Below are 19,105 nucleotides of genomic sequence, written 5' to 3'. Positions count from 1 at the left end.
GCCGGCGGGAAACCGGCGGCGCGTCTCCGGTCAGCAGGTCGCCGGGTCTCCCGGGCCCGCCGGCACGCTTGTGGTGCGGGCCGGGCGGGATCCGGTCGCCGGTTGCAGGGGGCAGACCCGGACCACGGGCGGGCCGGCGTCGGCCCGGTTGCCGCTGTTGTCGAACGTGATCATGCCGCCCGCGCCGCGGACCGCTTGGCCCGCCGCGGAGAAGCCGCTGATCGCCGTGTTCACCTGGCTGCGCTGGACCGGTTTCGCGGCCGGGAGGGTGCGCAGGGCTTCGGACACCGTGACCGTCGAGTCGTAGGCGTTGACCGCCCAGCCGTCGTCGATGTCCGCCAGGTCGAACCCGGCGCCGGTGAACGACTCCTCCAGATCGGCGAACCCGGGGTTGTCCGGGCGCTTCTTGTCGGCGCCCGAGACGAGCGTCGTGAGCAGGCGCACCTTGCCGGTGGCGAAGCTCGCCGACCGCAGGGCGCGGACCCGCAGGTCCTCCAGCATCGGGTTGTCCTCGACCGCGCGGAGCCGCTGGCCGTCCGAGGTGCTCACCACGGCCACCGACGTCGCCGCGCACTGGCCGCTGCCGAACGCCTCGTCGAGGCTGAACAAGAGCCGGGCCAGGTCACTGCCGCGGGCGATGTACACGACGGTGACGTCCTTGGCCGTGCCGCAGATCCGCCTCGCCGTCTGCAGCACCGTGGTGGACTCGTCGGCGTCGAACTTCACCTCGGTGACGTCGCCGCCGAACCGGCGCTGCACCATCGGCAGCGCGGTGCAGGTGTACGGGTCGGAACCGCCGGTGGGCACCATGATGAAGTCCGGCCGCGCGGTCACGACGGCGGCGAGCCGGTCGATCTGCACCCGGTTGCGGTAAGCGACGCGGTAGAAGTAGTCCCGCCCGATCCCGTGCTGGTAGGTGATGTCCGGGTCGCACGAGTCGAACTGCGGCTGGTCCTCGCGCGAGCCGGTCTGGTCGAAGCCCTCCGCGGTGATCACGTCGGACACCATCGGGATCTTCGCGCCGGCGAACAGGTCCGCGGTCCGGGCCGCCTGTTCCTGGCTCAGGCCCATACCGACGACCGCGACGACGTCCGGCCGGTCGGCTAGCGCCTGCGCGACGTCGAGTCCTTCGCTGTCCGGGCCGTACGCGCCGATGTTCGCGACCACCAGCCGCATCGGGTGCACGCAGCCGGTGCCGTTGGCGTGGCGCTGACCCGCCGCCATGCCTTCGAGCTCGTGCACCGCGCGGCCGCCCGTGTAGCGGTCGGTCATGGTCACCAGCACGCCGACGGTCACCGGCGTGCCGTCCGGGTCGCAGCTGTCGGCGGCCGCGTCGTTCTGGTGGTCGATCGTCTGCAGCACCGGGGCGAACCGGTCGAGGCCGAAGGCGTACGAGCCGTCGGACAACCCGACGCACTCGCCGGCGGCGGACCAGGCGGCGGTACCTGGCCAGCCGTCGTTGCAGGTGGCCAGCCGGCCGAGGTCCTGCCGGAAGACGACGACGCCGGTGGCGGTGACGGCCAGCAGGACCACGAGCCCGAGCCGGAGCCAGTCGATCCACAGTTTCGGGAAGCGGTCGGCACGGGGCACGACCACCCAGCGGTAGCGCGAGGGCAAGGTGGGGTCCTTCCGGGAGGTGGGGCGGTCAGCGCCGGGGCCACATGAGGAACGGCGGCCGCTCGTCGCCGTACCCGGCCAGGTGGGTGAGGCTGTGCGAGGCGAGGGTCTGCAGGGTCTTGCGATTCCACGCGGAGGTGAGGCACGGGTCGTGGAGTGCGGGGAACACGCCGAGCAGCACGACGATGTGGTCCACCGGAGTCGCGGGCTGCTTCGGACCGCAGACGGCCGCGAAGTCCCGTTCCCGGGGGTCCGGGGTGGCGGTGACCTCGTCGAGCAGGGTCAGCCAGTCCGCGGCCCGCAGCTCCCGCAGGAGGCCGGCCAGCTCCTTGGCCACGACCTCCTTGCCGCTCAGCAGCCTTTCGTGGTGCAGCCGGCCGGCCGGGTCGTCGGGCCCGGCACGGTCCCGCAGCTTCCGGAACACCGCCGTCCAGCCGGTCGCCGGGTCGTCGCGGGCGGCGAGGAGCCGCAGGCCGGCGTACCGGGCCAGCGGGTGCAGGCGGCCGCCGTCCGCTCCCGGAGGCGACCACAACGTCGGTGACGTGAACACGGGGGAGCCGATGCCGATCGGGTGCGGCAGCAGCGGGAGCAGCCCGTCGGCTTCGCGCCGATCACGGGCACCCGACAGGGTCACGAGCGCCTCGAACTGGGGCTCGTCGACGTCCTTGCGCGCGCTCAGGCCGCGGGCGAACGGTTCGAGCAGCCGGCGGTCGATCGGGACGTCGCCCGGTCCGCGGCGGCGCAGCAGGCCGTCGAGGTCGTCGGCCAGCTCGGGCGCGGCGACGAGCGCGCGCAGGACGATGCCCGTCCCCTCCGGGTGGCCGTGGGTGAGGTGGTGGGTGATCAAGCCGTACCGGCGTCCGCCACCCCAGTCGAAGCTCTGGGCCAGCAGGCAGACCTCCTCCTGGCCGAGGTCGGCCGCCGGCACCCGTACCCACGGCCGGGCCGGGTCGGCCCCACCTGTCCAGCCGGTGTCCGCGGTGAGCACGTCGGCCAGCGCACCGGCGGAGGCGACGGCCACGTTCACCGGGTCCGGCAGGCCGGCGCGCGTGGCGGCCAGCCCGGCCCGGACGCGGATCAGCGAGCCGATGAAGGCCGACGGGCCGGGCAGGTCGGCGTCGTCGATGAGCACGAGCACGTTCGGTGCGGTGCCACGGGCCGACTCCCAGCTGTGCCGCAGGTCCGCGAGCAGGGCGGCGACCAGCAGGTCGGTCACTCCTTCGCGCAGGTCGGCACGGTCACTGCGGGCCCGGTTGCTGAGGTCGATCAGGATCTGGGCGGCGTTGTAGCGGAAGCCCTTGTCCTGGTGGCCGAACCAGGCCACGAGGCCGTCCCAGTCGATCTGCCGTTGCCAGGCCCGCTTGCGCAGGGCCGCCAAGACGCCCGCAGCCACCTGCTTCGCGATCGCGGAGGTGACCGCGGCGACGGGTGGGGCGGCCTGGTTCGCGGCCAGTTCTCCACCGGCGGCCACCAGGCCGACGACGAACTTGGTCACCGCGGCGGGTTCGCTGTAGGCGGCCAGCACCACCTTCAGCCGGCTCAGCGCCGCGGCCGCGGTCAGCCCGGAGAAGTCTTCGCTGAGGACGATCTGCGCGATCACCGTGCGCGGGAACTTGACGTCGTAACCGCGGATTCCCGGGGTGAGACCGAGCATTACGGCGGTGAGGACGCCGCGCACAGCGGAATCCATGGGTTCGTCGTTATCGTGCGGTTGAACCAGTGCTGTCGGCGTCTTTTCCCGGTATTCCTCCAGCGTTTTCCGCAACGCCGTGGAACGGCCGGAGCCGCCGGTTCCTTCGAGGACCAGAACCGGCGACGGTGTTCCTCCGGCGTCGGTGACCTGTGCTTCCACCAGTGCGCCGAGTGTGATGGAGAGGTTTTCTGGCACTTTTCTCCTTGCCGTCCAGTCTCCCCCGACTGGAAGGCAATACTTTAAACGCCGGTCCCGGGACCCGTCCCGGAGTAGTTGTGCCCAAACACACTCTTCACCCATTCGAGTGAATCGTGCACTCGCAGGGTAATCAAATTCCGTTCATTCGGCGGGCCGTTGCGCCAATCAGTTCCACTCCACCGCGACTCCGGCCAACCCCGGACCCGCGTCGTTGAAGAACGCGCTGCTGACGCCGCCCATGTCGCACGCCAGCTCCTCCGCCACCACCGGCAGGGCGTCGTCGCGGGCGCGGACCTGGCGGGTGCAGCGGGCCGGGAGGGCGTTGCGGTCGAAGCGCAGCTGGACCAGGTAGCTCGCGCAGCGGTCGCGCAGCATCCGGTAGTAGCCCGGCGACGCCGAACCCGAGTCGTCGCGGACCTCGAAGCAGAACACGTGGATGTCGCCCTCGGCGAGCTTGCGGTCGAACAGCAGCTCGGTCGCCATCGTGTCCGCGTCCGGGTTGCGGCGCATGCGGCCGACGCGGCAGCCCTCGTCCGTGATCAGCTCGACGTCGTCGATCCGGCAGCCCGGATCGCCGTTGTAGACCGTCAGGTAGCGGTCCGGGCCGTGCCGGCGGGCGCGGGTCACCAGCCGGGTCCGGAGACTGACCTGGCGGTGCTCGGCGTCGAACGTGATCGTGTCGTGGACCGACAGCAGCTCGAGGTCGGCGTTGTAGTGGTTCGACGACGGGTACGCGCCGAGCTCGGCGAGCAGGTCCTCGACGATCGACCCCATGTCACCGGAACGCAGGTCGTGGAACGACGCCGCCGGCTGGTGGCCGCGGCGGACCAGTCGCGGGCCGATCAGCACCACGAGGGCGTCCGCGGGCAGCTGGAGGACCGATTCCAGGGCCCGGACCGCCGGCAGCGCCTTGGGTACCTCGGGCTGACGCAGCCCGCGCTGCCAGTAACTCAGCGTCGACTGTCCGATTTGGACCCCGCGCAGCGCGAGGTGCGCGCGGAGCCGGGCGAGCGAGAGGCCGCGGTAGGCGATCGCGAGTCTCAGGGCATGGTGGAATTCGCCGGTCCGGAGCGCTTCGGTCAGCTCTTTCGGCAGTTCGGCGACCGATGCCCGGGTCGCCCGGGCGCCATCGATGATCAGTGGGAGGTTCCCGTCTTGTACCACCGCTCGTCCCTTCACCCGACCAGTGTGTGCGCTGGGCGTGAACACCGCGGAACGTTCACGTTAGCAGCGTAAAGTAGACGTGCCGACCCCCGTTCAGGGTGGTTGGCCACGTGATGGTGACTGTTCCGCGTTCCGGCTGCCCCCCCGGAACGGTCCGTTCCTCCAGATGGCGTTCTTGCTCCGGGTGACGGCGTTGTTCACCGTGGTGACCACCGCTGGTTCGCCCACGTTCGAGCAGGAGGGCCGTCCGTGCTGGTGAAGTCGAGCAGAGTCCACGCCGCACTGGCGGTGAGCCTGATGCTGTGCCTGGCCGTGCCGGCCACCGCCGCCGCGTCCGGAGCGCCGTCGAACGTCCGGAACCCGATCTCGATGCAGGCGCAGCAGCGGAACCAGTGGTGCTGGGCGGCGTCGGGCAACACCATCGCGGCCTACCACGGCGTCACCGTCAGCCAGACGCGCTTCTGCCAGCTCGCCCACGACACGAGCGGCACGAACGGCGCCGACTGCGCGAACCTGCCGGGCACCCTCGCCGACCCGCAGCGCGCCTTCGCCCGCCTCGGGTTCACCTCGCCCGGCCGCTACGTCGACAGCCGTATCCCCTACGCCTCGATCCGGACGCAGACCGCCGCGAACCGGCCGGTCGAGACCCGGGTCGGCTACCGCTCGGGCGGCGGTCACACGCACGTCCTCTACGGCTACGACACCAGCGGCGACTGGGTGTACTGGGGTGACCCGGGGCCGGCCCGGCGCTACAACTGGTCGACCTACGGGTACTACACGCAGAACTCGTCCTTCTCCTGGACGCACACGCTCACGGGGATCACCCGATGAGCAGGCGAGTGCTGGTGCTCGCCGTGCTGACCGGCGCGGCGCTGCTGATGACGGCACCGGTGTCAGGCGCGGCCCAGGCGCCCGGCATCAGCAGCGCCGACGCCGCGGCGGCCCGGAGCGCGGCCGCCGCGCCGGGGCTCCAGGACACCCTGGTCCGGTTCTTCGCCCAGGCGCCCGGCGCGTCGGCCGCGCCGGTCTCGGTGCGGATCGCGCCGGACGCCTACCCCGTCTACGACCTGTCCGCGGACTTCGTCGTCGGCAAGCCGGACGCGGCCCCGGGCGTGTTCTCCTACTTCGCGGTGCCCGTCCAGGCCTCCGACGGCCGGACCGCGACGCTCTGGTCGGTCCGCGGGGACGACGGCGCCTGGCAGATCGGCAACATCGCCTCGGGAGACGTCGAGACGGCGTTCGCCCGCAAGCTGCCCGCCGGCGCGCAACTGCTGCACGAACCGCAGGTCGACGCCTGGTACGCGGTCGGCGACGGCCGCGTCACCCCGCTCGACGGCGGCGGCGCGGTGACCATCGCCGACTACCAGCGCGCGGTCGGGGCGAAGTACGCGGACAAGCTCCCCGGCTCGGCCTACGACCGGAAGGGCGAGGCCGGCGGCTACGGCGCCACCGGCTCGGTCATGCCCCGCGGTGACGGCGGCCCGGCGCCCTCCAGCAACGACACCGGCTGGATCCCGCTGCTGATCCTGGCCGGGGTCCTGCTGGTCAGCGGCGCGGGTTACTACGTGCTGCACCTGCGGCGGGCGACCGCCTAGTCGTACCGGCGGGCTCGGCGTCGATCACCTTCCACCGAGCCCGCCGGTCCACCACCGTTACTGTGACGCCCATGGGGCGATTGGTGGTCATCGAAGGGCTCGACGGCGCGGGCAAGCGCACGCTGACCGAGGGGCTGACGAACGCGTTGCGCGCCCGGGGCGCGAGCGTGGCGAAGCTGGCGTTTCCGCGGTACGGCGAGAGCGTGCACGCGGACCTCGTCAAGGAGGCGCTGCACCGCGGGCACGGCGACCTAGCCGACTCGGTGTACGGCATGGCCGTGCTCTACGCGCTGGACCGCAGCGGTGCCGCGGACGAGATCCGCGCCCTGCGTGACACGCACGACGTCGTCCTGCTCGACCGGTACGTCGCGTCCAACGCCGCGTACGCCGCCGCGCGCCTGCGGCAGGACGCGGCCGGCGAGGTCGTGAAGTGGGTGTGGGAACTGGAGGTCGCCCGCTTCGGCCTGCCGCACCCGGACGCGCACCTGCTGTTGCGGGTCGCCGCCTCGGTCGCGGCGGAACGCGCGGAACGCCGTGCGGCGGCCGAAACCGACCGCGAGCGCGACGCGTTCGAGACCGACGACGGGCTGCAGCGGCGCTGCGCGGACGTCTACGACGAGCTGGCCGCCGCGGGCTGGCTCGCGCCGTGGCACGTCTTGGACGGCGTCGCGGGCGTCGACCTGGAGTCCCTTGCCACCACGCTCCTGGGCTGACCGGCTCGAGGTCAGGCCAGCAGGCGCGCCGGGTCGAACCGGGCGATCGGGTGCGTGGTCGTCCCGTCGACGACCAGGTCCGCGACGATCTCGCCGACCACCGGCGCGAACTTGAAGCCGTGGCCGGAGAAGCCGCACGCGAGCAGCACGCGTTCCTCGGCGGGGTGTGGCGCCAGCACGAAGCTCTCGTCGGCGGTGTCGGTGTACATGCACGTCACCGCGCGGAGGAACGCGCCGGGCAGCGTCGGCAGGTGGCGCTTGACGACCGTGGCGATCTCGTGGACCTCGGCTTCGGTCACCGTCCGGTCGAGACCGTCGGGCGTGCACGGCCGGCCGCCGCTGTGGAACGCGACCTTCACGCCGTCACCCGCCGCGTTGTGCGCCGGGAAGCCGTAGAACGTGTAGCCGTCGGCTTCCCAGATGTAGACCGGGTGCCGGCGGAACGGCTCGACCCCGCCCGACGGCGCGAACCAGAACTGCACCTGCCGCCGCACGGTGAACCCGACGCCGAGGTCGCGCAGCAGCTCGCCGGCCCACGCGCCGGGACACAGCACCAGCCGGTCGGCCGTGTAGTAGTTGTGCGAGGTCCCGACGCGCACGCCGCCGGCCATGGTGCTCCAGGTGAACACCTTCTCCTCGTGGTGCAGTTCGGCGCCGCACCGCGCGGCGAGCTGCAGGTGCGCGGCGACGCTGCCCTCGGGCGACACCAGCCCGGCACCCGGCTCGTACAGCGCGACCTCGTCCGGTGCCGGTGACGTCGTCGGGAACCGGCGGCGGATTTCCCGGGCGTCGAGCAGTTCGTGCGGGATGCCGAACGCCGCCGCCGAGGCGACGCTGCCGGTGATCGTCCGCGACGCCGCCGCGCCGACCATCAGCCCGCCGCAGCGGGTGAACAGCTTGCGTCCGCTGTCGCGCTCGAGGCCGTCCCACAGTTCGTGGGCCCGCAGCAGGAGTGGCACGTACTCGGGGCCTTCGAGGTAGGCCTGGCGCGTGATCCGCGAACCGCCGTGGCTCGACCCGAGGTGGTGCACCGGCGCGAACTGGTCGAGGCCGAGCACCCGCTGCCCGCGTTGCGCCAGCCGGTACGCCGCGGCGCTGCCCATCCCGCCGAGGCCGAGCACGATCACGTCGTAGTGCGTCATGCGACCCTCCCGGGGATCCGCGTGCCGAAGTACTCGATCGCCACCGGCGTCCCCGGCACGCTGTACTCCACCGGCAGCCAGGCGTACGCGATCCCGTCCGCGGCGCTGGTGACGTACCCGGCCGCGCGGTCCCCGACGTACACCGGTTCCTGGCCCAGCACGACGCCGTCGACGCTCAACCGGGTCAGCCGGCGGCCGGTGCCGGCGTCGCAGCGGCCGGCGAGGGCGTCGCGGCCGAGGAAGTAACCCTTGTCCAGCCGGACGAGCGAGCCGAGCCCGGCTTCGTACGGATCGTGCTCGGTGGTGACGTCGACGCCCGGGACGGGCACTCCGGCTTCCAGCCGCAGGCTGGTGTGCGCCTGGTGCCCGGCGGCGGTGATCCCGCGCGCCCGCAGCGCGTCCCACAGCCGTCGGCCCAGGTCCGCTGTAGCGTGGAACTCCCAGGACACAGTGGACAGTCGCAAAGCGACTACGGGGACGTCGTCCACATAGGTCTCCTCGGCGGGGGACTCCACTGTGGACAGTTCGGGCAGGGCGTCGTGGGCCAGCGGACCCGAAACGCCGACGCAGCACGTGCCGGGCGTGGTCTCGTGGAGCTGCACGGTGCCGTCGCCCGGCAGGTGGCGCCGCAGCCAGTCGAAGTCCAGCCGGCTGCCGGCGCCGACGTGGAACCGTTCGCCGCCCAGCCGGGCGACGGTCAGCAGGCCGCGCACCCCGCCGTCCTCGCCGAGCAGCAGCGTCCGGGTGAGCGAGCCGGGCGGCTTCGCCAGGTCGCCGGTCGTCATCGCCTGCAGGAACGGCAGCGCTCCCGGGCCGGTGACCGCCAGCCGCGGCACCGGCGTCAGGTCGAACATCGCGACGCGCTCGCGGGCCTCGAGCGACTCCGCGTACCCGATCGGCGACCAGTGCCGCGCGGCCCAGCCGGCGCGCGCCGGGGCCGTGGGCAGGTCCGCGTTGGCCTGGTACCACTGCGGCCGCGCCCAGCCGTCCGCCGGCAGGAAGTACGCGCCGAGTGCGCTCTGCCGCTCGAAAAAGGGCCCGGTCCGCACCGGCTCGTCCCGGGGATCCAGCGGGTGCACGATCTCGTGGACCTCGGCGAAACCCTTGCCCCGCAGGGAAACGCGGTCGAAGCGGGCCAGGTCGCAACCGTGCACGGCCAGCGTCGGCTGCCCGTCGACGAGCCAGCGCGCCAGTTCGCGCGCGACCCCGGCGGAGTGCTCGTCCCGGACGGCCTCGGCCACCCAGAAGCCTTCGAGGTCCGGGTGCTCGCCCAGCAGCGGCATCCCGTCCGGCGTGCCCGGGAGCGTCACCGTGCCGACGATCTCGGGCTTGGCGTCGCGGAGCGCGGGCAGCAGGGCGGCGGCCGCGTCCCACGCCGGGTCGAAGTCCTCGTCCCGCAGCGTGAGGGCCCCGACGCCGAGCCGGTCGACGTGCTCGCGGAAGTACAGCGCGCGGTCGTGGTGGCGCAGCACGGGTTTGCCCGCCTGCGCGTGGTCGTCGTTGTGCCCGGCCAGTTCCGCCAGCGGTGACGTCCGCGCGTACCGGTGCGGCCGCGGCACGTGCGGCACCGCCAGGCCGACGAGCGCGCCGGCGCCGTCGCACGACACGACGACGTCGGCGCGCAGCCGTCCGGAAGCGGTGACGACGCCGGTGACGCGTCCGCCGGCCCGGTCGATCGCCACGACGTCGTCGTCGAGGAACTTCGCACCCCGCGTCGCTGCCCGCCGCGCCTGGGCTTCGGCCGCGTTCCCGGCGTGCAGCAGGCCGTCACCCGGGACGTGGAACCCGCCCAGCACCGGGGTTTCGTCGAGGAGCGGGTGCAGGTCGGCGCATGCGCCGGGCGTGCGCAGGAAGCCGCGCACGCCCCACGATGTCGCCCAGCCGTGCCGGCGCTTCAGATCCGCGAGCCGCTCGGGAGTGGTCGCGAGCTCCAGGCTGCCGACCGGGTTGAAGCACCACCGGCCGTCGAGCGTGAGGCCGCTGTACTTCGCGGCGGTGTACTTCGCGAACTCCGTCAGCGTGCGGTCCGCGCCGGTCCGGAACACGAGCCCGGGGGTGTCGGGCCGCGCGCCGCCGCCCAGCACCGTGACGTCGGTCCAGCCGCGCTCGGTCAGCTCGTCGGCGAGCGCGCGGGCGACGAGGCCGGCGCCGATGACCACCACCCGGGGCTGTGCCATCGCGGGATCCCTCCGGGCGAAGTTGCGTCTTCGGCAACAACGTGCGTCATGCGCGACTTGCTGTCAAGCGCCCGAAAAGGTGCCGGTTCACGCCCGGGTGAACTCCATGACCCAGTTGGATTCCCAGGTCTTCCCGCCGTCGGCCGAGAACTCCTGCTCCCACCGCGGCGACGGCCCCGTGGTGCCCGACCACAGGTAGTGCGCCTTGATCGGCTGACCCTCGTGGACGTCGTCGCCGTAGAAGTCGCCCCGGCCGCCGGCGAAGGTGCCCACGACCGGCGGCTGGAGCAGCCCGGTGCGGTCGTTGGCCCAGTAGATCGACCACTGCTTCCGCTCGACGTCGAACAGGCGCAGGGTGAAACCGCGGAACCCGCGGGCGGGGAAATGGATCTCTTCGGTGTTGCCGCCGCCCTCGAAGAGGGTCCGGCAGGTGGTGGTGCCGGGGAAGACGTCCCAGTCGTCGCAGCCGGCGAAGATCGTCTTGAGCCGCCGGCTGACGACGGTCCAGGAGCCGTGGAGGAAGTCGAAGTCGTTCATGACGGCGATCCTGGGCCGCGATCACTGACACCTTCTGTCAGTGGTGGCTGGCAGACTTCGCCAGGTGCGTGCGAGCCGGCTGGTGTCCCTGCTCCTGCTGCTGCAGAACCGCGGCCGGATGAGCGCGTCCCGGCTGGCCGCCGAGCTGGGCGTGACCGCCCGGACGGTGTACCGCGACGTCGAGGCGCTGGCCGCCGCGGGCGTGCCGATCTACGCCGAGCCCGGCCCGCGCGGCGGCTACCAGCTGATGGACGGCTACCGCACCCGGCTGACCGGCCTGACCGCCGACGAGGCCGAGTCGCTGTTCCTCACCGGCTTGCCGCAACCCGCCGCCGAGCTGGGCCTGGGCGCCCAGGTGGCCGCGGCCGAGCTGAAGCTGACGGCGGCGCTGCCGACGCCGTACCGGGACGCGTCGACGCGGATCCGGCAGCGGTTCCACCTCGACGCGCCCGGCTGGTACCGCGAAGCGGACCCGGTGCCGCAGCTGCTCGCCGCCGCGGAAGCCCTGTGGCGGGACCAGGTCGTCGAGGTCCGCTACCGCCGCTGGTCACCACGCCCCGGCGTCGTGACGCGGCGGCTGCACCCGCTCGGCCTGGTCCTCAAGGCCGGCGTCTGGTACCTCGTGGCGTCCGGGCGGACCTACCGCGTCACGAACATCGTGGACCTGACGCCGCTCGGCGAGACGTTCACCCGGCCCGCCGGCTTCGACCTCGCGGAGTTCTGGCGGGAGCACGTCGAGCGGTACGAGCGGGCGGACCTCGACGAGACCGCCGTCGTCCGCCTTTCCTCGGCCGGAATCGCGGCCCTGCCCGAGATTCTCGGCCCGAAGGCGGCCAGGCTCGTCTCGCACACCCTCGAACCCGCGGACGCCGAGGGCTGGCAGCGCGCGACCGTCCCGCTGGAGAGCGTGCCGCACGCCGCCGCCGGACTGCTCCGGCTCGGCGCGGACGCGCAGGTCCTCGAACCCCCGGAACTGGTGGCGCACATGGAAAAGACGATCCGGGCGATGGCGCGGTTGTACTAGTCCCGGAAGTAACCGAGCTGCGCGGAAAGGTCGTCCGCGGCCTCGGTCATCGGCCGCACGATCTGCTTCACCCGCTGCTTCGACAGCCGGTACGACGGGCCCGACGCGCTCATCGCGGCGACGACGTCGCCGCCCGGGCCGTGGATCGGCACCGCCACGGCGTGCATGCCGAGCTCGAACTCCTCGTAGCAGGCCGCGAAGCCGTCTTCGAGGATCCGTTCCAGCTCGGTCATCAGCTCGTCCGGCTCGACGGTCGTGCGCGGCGTGTACTGCTCCAGCTTCCGCTTCAGCACCCGCTTGCGTTCGGCTTCGGCCATGTAGGCCAGCAGGATCTTGCCGCTGGAGGTCGCGTGCAGCGGCGTCCGCTGGCCGGTCCAGTTCTGCGTGGTGATCGCCGCGGCGCCGCGGGCCTGGCTGATGTTGATCGCGACGCCGTCGTCGGCGATGGCGATGTTCACGGTCTCGCCGAGCTCCTCGGCGAGGGTCAGGCAGCTGGCGCGGCCGAGCTTCGCCAGGTCCATCCGCCCGGTCGCGGCGCCCGCCAGCCGGACGATGCCGAAGCCGATCGCGTACTTCCCGCGTTCGCCGAGCTGCTCGACCAGGCCTCTCGACTCCAGGACGCTGAGCAGGCGCGACGCCGTCGATTTGTGCACACCCAGTTCGCCGGCGATCTCCGTGATGCCGGTTTCGCCGTTGCGCGCGAGCAGCTCCAGCACGCTGATCGCCCGGTCGACCGACTGCACCTGGCTCTGAGTTGCGTTGCCCGAGTCCTGGTTCCGCATAGCGCAACACTATCCGTTTTGCGCACTGCCTATCGGCTGAGTGGGCGAATCTCTTGACGCGGCGGCCCGGCGGACCGGATTGTTGCGCAGGAGGCGCGGCGTCGCGCGATGCGCAACTTTCACGAACCGTCCCAGCATCCCGCCAGCCGTTCCCGGCATCCCCTGAGCCCACCCCACAGGTCCGTGAAGGCCTCCTTGAGGGACTCAGAGTCCCTGAAGGAGGCCTTCACGGACCGTCCAGGGGCACCCGGATGGAGCAGGGACCGGTGCGGATCTTGATCTTTCTGGTGGTCAAACACGCGGGTCGCGCGTCCGGCCGTCGGAACTAGTGCGAATATGTGGTCATGAAGGCACGTGTTCTCGTGGTCGACGACGACCCTGCACTCGCGGAGATGCTCACCATCGTGCTCCGTGGGGAGGGGTTCGACACGGCGGTGGTCGCCGACGGCTCACGCGCGCTTCCCGCGCTGCGTGAGCTGAAGCCCGACCTCGTCCTGCTCGACCTGATGCTGCCCGGGATGAACGGGATCGACGTCTGCAAGGCGATCCGCGCCGAGTCCGGGGTGCCGATCGTCATGCTCACCGCCAAGAGCGACACCGTCGACATCGTCCTCGGCCTGGAGTCCGGCGCCGACGACTACGTCGTCAAGCCGTTCAAGCCGAAGGAGCTGGTCGCCCGGGTCCGCGCCCGGATGCGCCGCACCGAGGCCGAACCGGCGGAGTCGCTCACGATCGGCGACCTGGCGATCGACGTGCCCGGCCACGAGGTCACGCGCGAGGGCAAGGCCATCCCGCTGACCCCGCTGGAGTTCGACCTGCTGGTGGCGCTGGCCCGCAAGCCGCGTCAGGTGTTCACCCGCGAGGTGCTGCTCGAGCAGGTCTGGGGCTACCGCCACGCGGCCGACACCCGGCTGGTGAACGTGCACGTCCAGCGGCTGCGCTCCAAGGTCGAGAAGGACCCGGAACACCCCGAGGTGGTGTTGACCGTTCGCGGCGTCGGGTACAAGGCCGGCCCGCCGTGATGGCTCCATGACCAGGGAGACCGGTAGACGGCTTCCCGCGTTCGCGCGTTCGACGGCACGCCTGGTGCGGCGTGTCGTCGTTTTCGCGCGCCGTCGCGCGGTGGCGTTCAACGAGCTGTGGAAGCACTCGCTCCAGTTCCGCGTCACCGTCTCGACGCTCGCGCTGTCCTCGGCCGTGGTGTTCGTGCTGGGCATGGTCCTGCAGAACCAGATCACCGAGCGGCTGCTGGACACCAAGCGCGACGCCGCCACCGCGCAGACCCGCGCGGCCGCCGAGACCGCCGCCGGTGAGCTCGTCGGCCTCGGCAGCGAGACGTCCGAGGCGCTGAGCAACCGGCTCGAGAACGCGCTGAAGAAGATCGCGATCACGCCGACCAGCCAGGACGCGGCGGGCTCGGCGGCGGGCACGTTCATCCCGGTGCTCGCCAGCGGCGGCCACGACCGCTCCGGCGACGAGCCCGCGTTCGCCGGGCCGTTCGAGAACGTGCCGCCGCGGCTGCGGCAGTTCGTCGAGGCCGAGCAGACGAGCTACCTCGAGCACACCGTCACCGACATGAACGGCGGCCGCACGACCTACCTGATCGTCGGCACGCCGCTCAAGACCGTCGCCAGCCCGCTGCAGCTGTACTTGCTGTTCCCGCTGACGACCGAGCAGAACACCGTCTCGACCGTGCAGAACACGCTGCTGGTCGGCGGCCTCGTCCTGCTTCTCCTGCTGGCCGGCATCACGAACCTGGTGGTGCGGCAGGTGGTGCGGCCGGTCCGGTCGGCCGCCGCGGCGGCGGAGCAGTTCGCCGGCGGCGACCTCGACCAGCGCCTCGCCGTGATCGGCGAGGACGACCTGGCGAAGCTCGCCGTGTCCTACAACGGGATGGCCGCCAGTATCCAGCGCCAGATCCGCCAGCTCGAGGACTTCGGCGGGCTGCAGCGCCGGTTCACCTCCGACGTCTCCCACGAGCTGCGCACGCCGTTGACCACCGTCCGGATGGCCGCCGACGTGCTGCACGCGTCGCGCGAGCAGTTCCCGGCCGGGCTCGCGCGCTCCACGGAGCTGCTGGTCGACGAGCTCGACCGGTTCGAGGCCCTGCTCGGCGACCTTTTGGAGATCAGCAGGCTCGACGCCGGCGTCGAAGACCTGTCCGCCGAGTTCATCGACGTCCGCCCGATCGCCACCCGTGCGGTCGAGCAGGTGCGGGTGATCGCCGGCAACGCGGGCAGCTCGGTCGAGCTCGTGCTGCCCGACGAGGAAGTGCCCGCCGAGGTCGACTCCCGGCGCGTCGAGCGGATCCTGCGCAACCTGCTCGGCAACGCCGTGGACCACAGCGAGGGCCGGCCGGTGGTGCTCACCGTCGCGGCCGACGAGACGACGGTCGCCATCACCGTCCGGGACCACGGCGTCGGCCTGCGGTCCGGCGAGGCGGACCTGGTGTTCAACCGGTTCTGGCGCGCCGACCCGTCGCGCAACCGGCGGACCGGCGGCACCGGCCTCGGCCTGGCGATCAGCCAGGAGGACGCGCGCCTGCACGGCGGCGAGCTCGACGCGTGGGGCGCGCCCGGCCAGGGCTCGTGCTTCCGGTTCTACTTCCCGCGCCACCAGGACGTCCCCGCCGGCGAGCCGCCCCTGGCCCTGCCGCCGCCGGACCACATCCCCGGCGAGGTGCCGCTCGGGATCATCGAGGTGACGCCGGCGCCGGAGGCGATCTTCGCCGAGCGTGAGGAAGTCGGTCAGTGAAACGCGTTCTGCTCACCCTGCTGTGCCTGGTGCTGCTGGCGGGCTGCGCCAACGTGCCGCTCGAATCCCAGCCGGTCGTGGTCTCGGGGGACCGCCAAGGTCAGGGCCAGAACGTCGAGGCGCCCGATCCGCCGCACGACATCGACCCGTTGACGCTGGTCCGCGACTTCATCGGCGCGACGCTCAAGCCGGGCCAGAACAACGGCGCCGCCCGCGCCTACCTGGACGACCAGGGCCGGGCGGCCTGGCGGCCCAGCCGCAGCCTGACGATCATCCAGGACACCTTCGGCACGGTCTACGACACCGAACCGCAGCCGGACCCGAGCACCCAGGTCGTCAACGTGCGCGGGATCGACGTCGGCACGCTCGACCAGAACAGCGCGTTCGTCCCGGACTACAGCTCGGCGCTGCTCCACGTGAAGGTGCGCAAGCAGCCGACCGGCCAGTGGCGGATCGTCGACCCGCCCGCCGACCTGTACGCGACCGAGTCCGACTTCAGCGAGAACTACACCGCGGTACCGGTCGTCTTCTATTCGGAGTCCGCCAACACGTTCGTCCCCGACCGGCGCTACGTCGTCGCGAAACCGCAGGCCGGGTTGCCGAGCCGGGTGATGGACATGCTGGTCAACGGCCCGTCGACGAGCCTGGCCGGGGCGGTGAAGAACCTGCTCGGCGAACCGGTGGCGATCGACACCAACGTCAAGAGCCTCGACGACGGGACGCTGGTGATCCCGCTGACCGGACTGACCGGCGTCAGCGACGACATCCGGAACCTGATCGCCGCGCAGATCGTGCTTTCGCTGCAGTACGTGACGTCGGCGCGGATCCGGATCCTCGCCGACGGCGCCGCGCTGGTGCCGAACCACCCGGACTGGCGCCAGAGCGACCTCCCCGCGTACGGCGCGGCGCTCTCGCCGAGCCAGGACCTGCTGGGTCTGATGACGGTCGGCGGCCGGGTCCGGTCCCTCGGCGACGGCGCCCCGATCGCCGGCCCGGCCGGCAACGGCGGTTACGACGTCGTCAACGCGGCCCAGTCGATCGACGGCAAGCGCCTCGCGGTGGTGGAGCGTGCCGGCGGCGGGGTCCACCTGCGGATCGGCGACCTCGGCCGCGAACTGCCGCAGGTCAACGTGGCCGGCAGCACCCTGAGCCGGCCGACGTGGCGCCCCGGCGCGTCCGAGGTGTGGACGGTGGTCGACCAGCTGTCGGTGGCCCGCATCGTGCTGACCCCGAACGGCCAGTGGACCCCGTTGACGGTGAACGCCTCCGACCTGATCCAGCAGGGCAGCGTCTCGGAGCTCCGGTTCTCCCGCGACGGCGCCCGCGTCGCCGCCGTGGTCGGCGGCCAGCTGTGGGTGGCGTCGGTGGTCGGCTCGGGCGGCGATTCGGTCAGCCTGCGCGAGCCCCGGCACCTGCAGCCCCACGACCTCCAGGACGTCGTCGACGTGGACTGGCTGACCCAGGACACCCTGGTCGCGGTGACGTCCAGCGTGTCGCAGCCGGTGGTCCGCGTGACGGTGGACGGCCAGCGGCTGGACGCGTTCAACAGCTCCAACCTGACCACCCCGGTCCACGGCGTCACAGCGGCCCCCAGCCGCCCGATCGTGGTAGCCGACGCCAGCGGCCTCTGGACGGCGTCGGTGCTCGGCGAGGTCTGGCGCCCCCAGAACCATTCGGCGAAGGACGCGGACCCCTTCTACCCGGGCTGACACTTTCGGGTGACGGCCGTGGGCTTCGAGGCCGAAACTGTCGGTGGTGGTCGCGACACTTTCCGTATGTTCCTCGACGCGCTTCTCGACCTGTTGATCCCCAGCCGCTGCGCCGCCTGCGGAGCCCGCGGCGAGCCTTGTTGCGCCCGCTGCGGGGGCGTCTGGGGCGCGGTGAGGGAGGTGGCCCGCGTGCCCACGGCGGGGTTGGTCCGGGTGTTCTCCCTGGCCCGCTACACCGGAGTCGGCCGGCGGTTGTTGATCGCGTACAAGGAGCGGGGGCGCCGTGACCTGGCACCGGCCCTCGGGACGGCGCTGGCGGAGGCGCTGGTCGTGTTGCCCCTGCGGGCAACCGGTGCCGGAACCGTTTCCGCATCTGTTCCACAGCTTGCGGAACAGGGCACTGGAACCGGTTCCACACGGCAGCCGCCGGACCGGCCTCGGGTTGCCGACGATGCTGTCGCGTACGGGCAACCTGGCCTGGTCCGCGCGGTGGGAACCACGTTCGTCCGGCTGCCGCCGGACGAAGCCCGGAGCGCAGTGTTCGCGCACCGGCCACCCGGGCTGACCCGCGCCGCGTCCCACAACCAGCCATCGGACCTGGCCCAGAGCGCCGGCCCACCTCCCGGAACCCGCAAGATCTGCCTGGTCCCGGCACCGAGCCGGCCAGCCGCGTCCCGGGTACGCGGTGGCCCCCACGTCGAGCGTCTGGCCGAAGCCGCGGCGAAGGTCTTGTCCGCCCGCGGCTTCGAAGTGGCCGTCGCACCAGCGCTGGAGCTGGCCGGAAGCGCCCGCGACGCCGTCGGGCTCGGCCACGCCCAGCGCGCCGCCAACCTGGCCGGCCGTCTCCGATTCCGCGAGGCCGGACGCCCACCACCCGGATTCCCGGTGGTGGTCCTGGACGACGTCGTGACCACCGGCGCCACCGCAGCCGCATGCGTGCGCGTATTGGCCGCAGAGGGCATCGCGGTCTCGGCCGTCCTCACCCTGCTCACGGCCGGGTGAGGACCGGGTGAACCGGCCCCAGCATCAGTCGCCCAACCCTGGGCAGCCGCCGGAACTCCTGCCGAATGGAGGCAAAGACGCGAACGGCAAGTTCGCCAAGACCGGCGACCGCGGGCGCGACATGTGCACGGCGCCGCCGCGACAGTCCACGGCGACCGTGGGCGCGATCGCGGGCGCGACGGCGGGCTCGATCGCGGGCGCGATCGTGGTCCGTCACCGGGCCGCCCCCGCGACCATAAAACCCCATCCCCGGCAAACCTGGCGCAGACGAACGGCGAAAGCGAGCCACCAAACCGATCTCCGAAGACATTTCGCGGCCGGGTGAATCCCCGAATCAGCACCTCCGGACCGCGCCGACCGAGCACCGGAAACCCCACGCACGCCCCAACCACGCCCGAACCCCGGTTTCACCTGGTCACACCAGCCTCTCCGAGCCCCACCAACCCCACCCACACCACAAGATCGCCGGCCACCGAAAGCGCCCACCCCCATCACCCCGCGCGCCCGGGTGACCGGGGTGTCACCTACACGAGTGACTTCCGGCGGGAACGCGAGCGGACCCGCGGCCGTTGTCCGGGCATGAGGGTGTCGATCAAAGCCACTCGGGTGCCGAACCACTCCACCGGAGTGGTGGCTGTGCCGGACAAGGCCGTCACCCTCGGCGTCCGTGCAGGTGGTGTGGTGCGCCGTCCGTGTGATGCCACGGCCACCGGCGCGCGTCCGACCAGCGGGTGTTTTCTGGTGTTCACCCCTCGCTCACTGCGCGGGGTGACGGAGTCTCATTCCCCGACATCCCCCGGCTCGGGGGCTGTTGTAACGGGCGTGAGGAAGCTAACGTGCTCCGCTATCAGCAATCCCCGCAGGCAGGGAGGTGACGAGCCCATGTCCCTGGCGCCGGAGGTGCGCTGAGTCCGCGCTCGGGCATCCGGCACGAGACGTCGTGAACCGATCCGAGTTCCTTCTCAGCCCGCGATCCGGGCTTCCGTCCCCGCTACACC

Annotated in this window: 15 protein-coding genes; 8 read left to right on the top strand and 7 right to left on the bottom strand. The window is 72.1% G+C overall.

Translation table 11 applies throughout. The features are described from left to right. Window positions 1-30: 30 nt before the first annotated feature. The 3 genes from OHS18_RS23680 to OHS18_RS23670 form a co-directional block, all read right to left on the bottom strand. Entirely contained in the window at window positions 31-1,617 is a 1,587-nt protein-coding gene (locus tag OHS18_RS23680) for an ABC transporter substrate-binding protein (RefSeq protein WP_328612448.1), read from the bottom strand. 28 nt (window positions 1,618-1,645) lie between these two features. Beyond that, the gene (locus OHS18_RS23675; RefSeq protein ID WP_328612447.1) at window positions 1,646-3,307 is read right to left on the bottom strand and encodes a hypothetical protein; all 1,662 of its coding nucleotides are present in this window, start codon (window positions 3,305-3,307) and stop codon (window positions 1,646-1,648) included. 366 nt (window positions 3,308-3,673) lie between these two features. Beyond that, the gene (locus OHS18_RS23670) at window positions 3,674-4,672 is read right to left on the bottom strand and encodes a hypothetical protein (RefSeq protein ID WP_328459209.1); all 999 of its coding nucleotides are present in this window, start codon (window positions 4,670-4,672) and stop codon (window positions 3,674-3,676) included. Window positions 4,673-4,921: 249 nt separating this feature from the next. Here OHS18_RS23670 and OHS18_RS23665 point away from each other — a divergent pair, with 249 nt between their 5' ends. The 3 genes from OHS18_RS23665 (at window position 4,922) to OHS18_RS23655 (ending at window position 6,980) form a co-directional block, all read left to right on the top strand. Next, window positions 4,922-5,503, top strand: coding sequence for a papain-like cysteine protease family protein (locus tag OHS18_RS23665; RefSeq protein WP_328612446.1), 582 nt, complete (start codon window positions 4,922-4,924; stop codon window positions 5,501-5,503). Further along, window positions 5,500-6,267, top strand: coding sequence for a hypothetical protein (locus OHS18_RS23660; protein WP_328612445.1), 768 nt, complete (start codon window positions 5,500-5,502; stop codon window positions 6,265-6,267). Before OHS18_RS23665 ends, OHS18_RS23660 begins: the two co-directional genes overlap by 4 nt. A 71-nt stretch (window positions 6,268-6,338) precedes the next feature. Then, window positions 6,339-6,980: a dTMP kinase gene (locus tag OHS18_RS23655; protein ID WP_328449211.1), complete on the top strand. Its 642-nt coding sequence runs from the start codon at window positions 6,339-6,341 to the stop codon at window positions 6,978-6,980. An 11-nt stretch (window positions 6,981-6,991) separates the two neighbouring features. Here OHS18_RS23655 and solA read toward each other — a convergent pair whose 3' ends face one another. The 3 genes from solA to OHS18_RS23640 form a co-directional block, all read right to left on the bottom strand. Further along, on the bottom strand, window positions 6,992-8,122 hold the full coding sequence (gene solA, locus OHS18_RS23650) for an N-methyl-L-tryptophan oxidase (RefSeq protein ID WP_328612444.1): 1,131 nt from the start codon (window positions 8,120-8,122) through the stop codon (window positions 6,992-6,994). Next, entirely contained in the window at window positions 8,119-10,299 is a 2,181-nt protein-coding gene (locus OHS18_RS23645) for an FAD-dependent oxidoreductase (protein WP_328612443.1), read from the bottom strand. The genes solA and OHS18_RS23645 overlap by 4 nt, the downstream gene beginning before the upstream one ends. Window positions 10,300-10,386: 87 nt before the next feature. After that, a complete protein-coding gene (locus tag OHS18_RS23640) occupies window positions 10,387-10,836 on the bottom strand; it encodes a hypothetical protein (RefSeq protein ID WP_328612442.1) in 450 nt (149 codons plus the stop codon). A gap of 64 nt (window positions 10,837-10,900) precedes the next feature. On the opposite strand from OHS18_RS23640, the gene OHS18_RS23635 reads away from it, so the two are divergent. Next, complete coding sequence (locus tag OHS18_RS23635) at window positions 10,901-11,860, top strand: helix-turn-helix transcriptional regulator (RefSeq protein WP_328612441.1); 960 nt, start codon at window positions 10,901-10,903, stop codon at window positions 11,858-11,860. Here OHS18_RS23635 and OHS18_RS23630 read toward each other — a convergent pair. Then, window positions 11,857-12,642, bottom strand: coding sequence for an IclR family transcriptional regulator (locus OHS18_RS23630; protein ID WP_328449219.1), 786 nt, complete (start codon window positions 12,640-12,642; stop codon window positions 11,857-11,859). The genes OHS18_RS23635 and OHS18_RS23630 overlap by 4 nt on opposite strands. Before the next feature lie 344 nt (window positions 12,643-12,986). Here OHS18_RS23630 and mtrA point away from each other — a divergent pair, with 344 nt between their 5' ends. The 4 genes from mtrA to OHS18_RS23610 are packed head-to-tail and all read left to right on the top strand — an operon-like array spanning window position 12,987 to window position 18,107. Next, window positions 12,987-13,664: an MtrAB system response regulator MtrA gene (mtrA, locus tag OHS18_RS23625; RefSeq protein ID WP_005150760.1), complete on the top strand. Its 678-nt coding sequence runs from the start codon at window positions 12,987-12,989 to the stop codon at window positions 13,662-13,664. A 7-nt stretch (window positions 13,665-13,671) separates the two neighbouring features. Continuing rightward, complete coding sequence (gene mtrB, locus OHS18_RS23620; protein ID WP_328612440.1) at window positions 13,672-15,396, top strand: MtrAB system histidine kinase MtrB; 1,725 nt, start codon at window positions 13,672-13,674, stop codon at window positions 15,394-15,396. After that, window positions 15,393-17,105 carry an LpqB family beta-propeller domain-containing protein gene (locus tag OHS18_RS23615; RefSeq protein ID WP_328612439.1) on the top strand — a complete coding sequence of 571 codons (1,713 nt, stop codon included), beginning with the start codon at window positions 15,393-15,395 and terminating at the stop codon, window positions 17,103-17,105. The genes mtrB and OHS18_RS23615 overlap by 4 nt, the downstream gene beginning before the upstream one ends. A gap of 18 nt (window positions 17,106-17,123) precedes the next feature. Then, window positions 17,124-18,107: a ComF family protein gene (locus tag OHS18_RS23610; protein ID WP_328612438.1), complete on the top strand. Its 984-nt coding sequence runs from the start codon at window positions 17,124-17,126 to the stop codon at window positions 18,105-18,107. The last annotated feature ends 998 nt before the right edge of the window (window positions 18,108-19,105 follow it).

Origin of the sequence: Amycolatopsis sp. NBC_00355 (genome assembly GCF_036104975.1) — a bacterium.
Taxonomy (GTDB): Bacteria; Actinomycetota; Actinomycetes; order Mycobacteriales; family Pseudonocardiaceae; genus Amycolatopsis.
The sequence above is the reverse complement of the archived record's forward strand: the minus strand, read 5'-3'. Positions and strand labels throughout refer to the sequence as shown.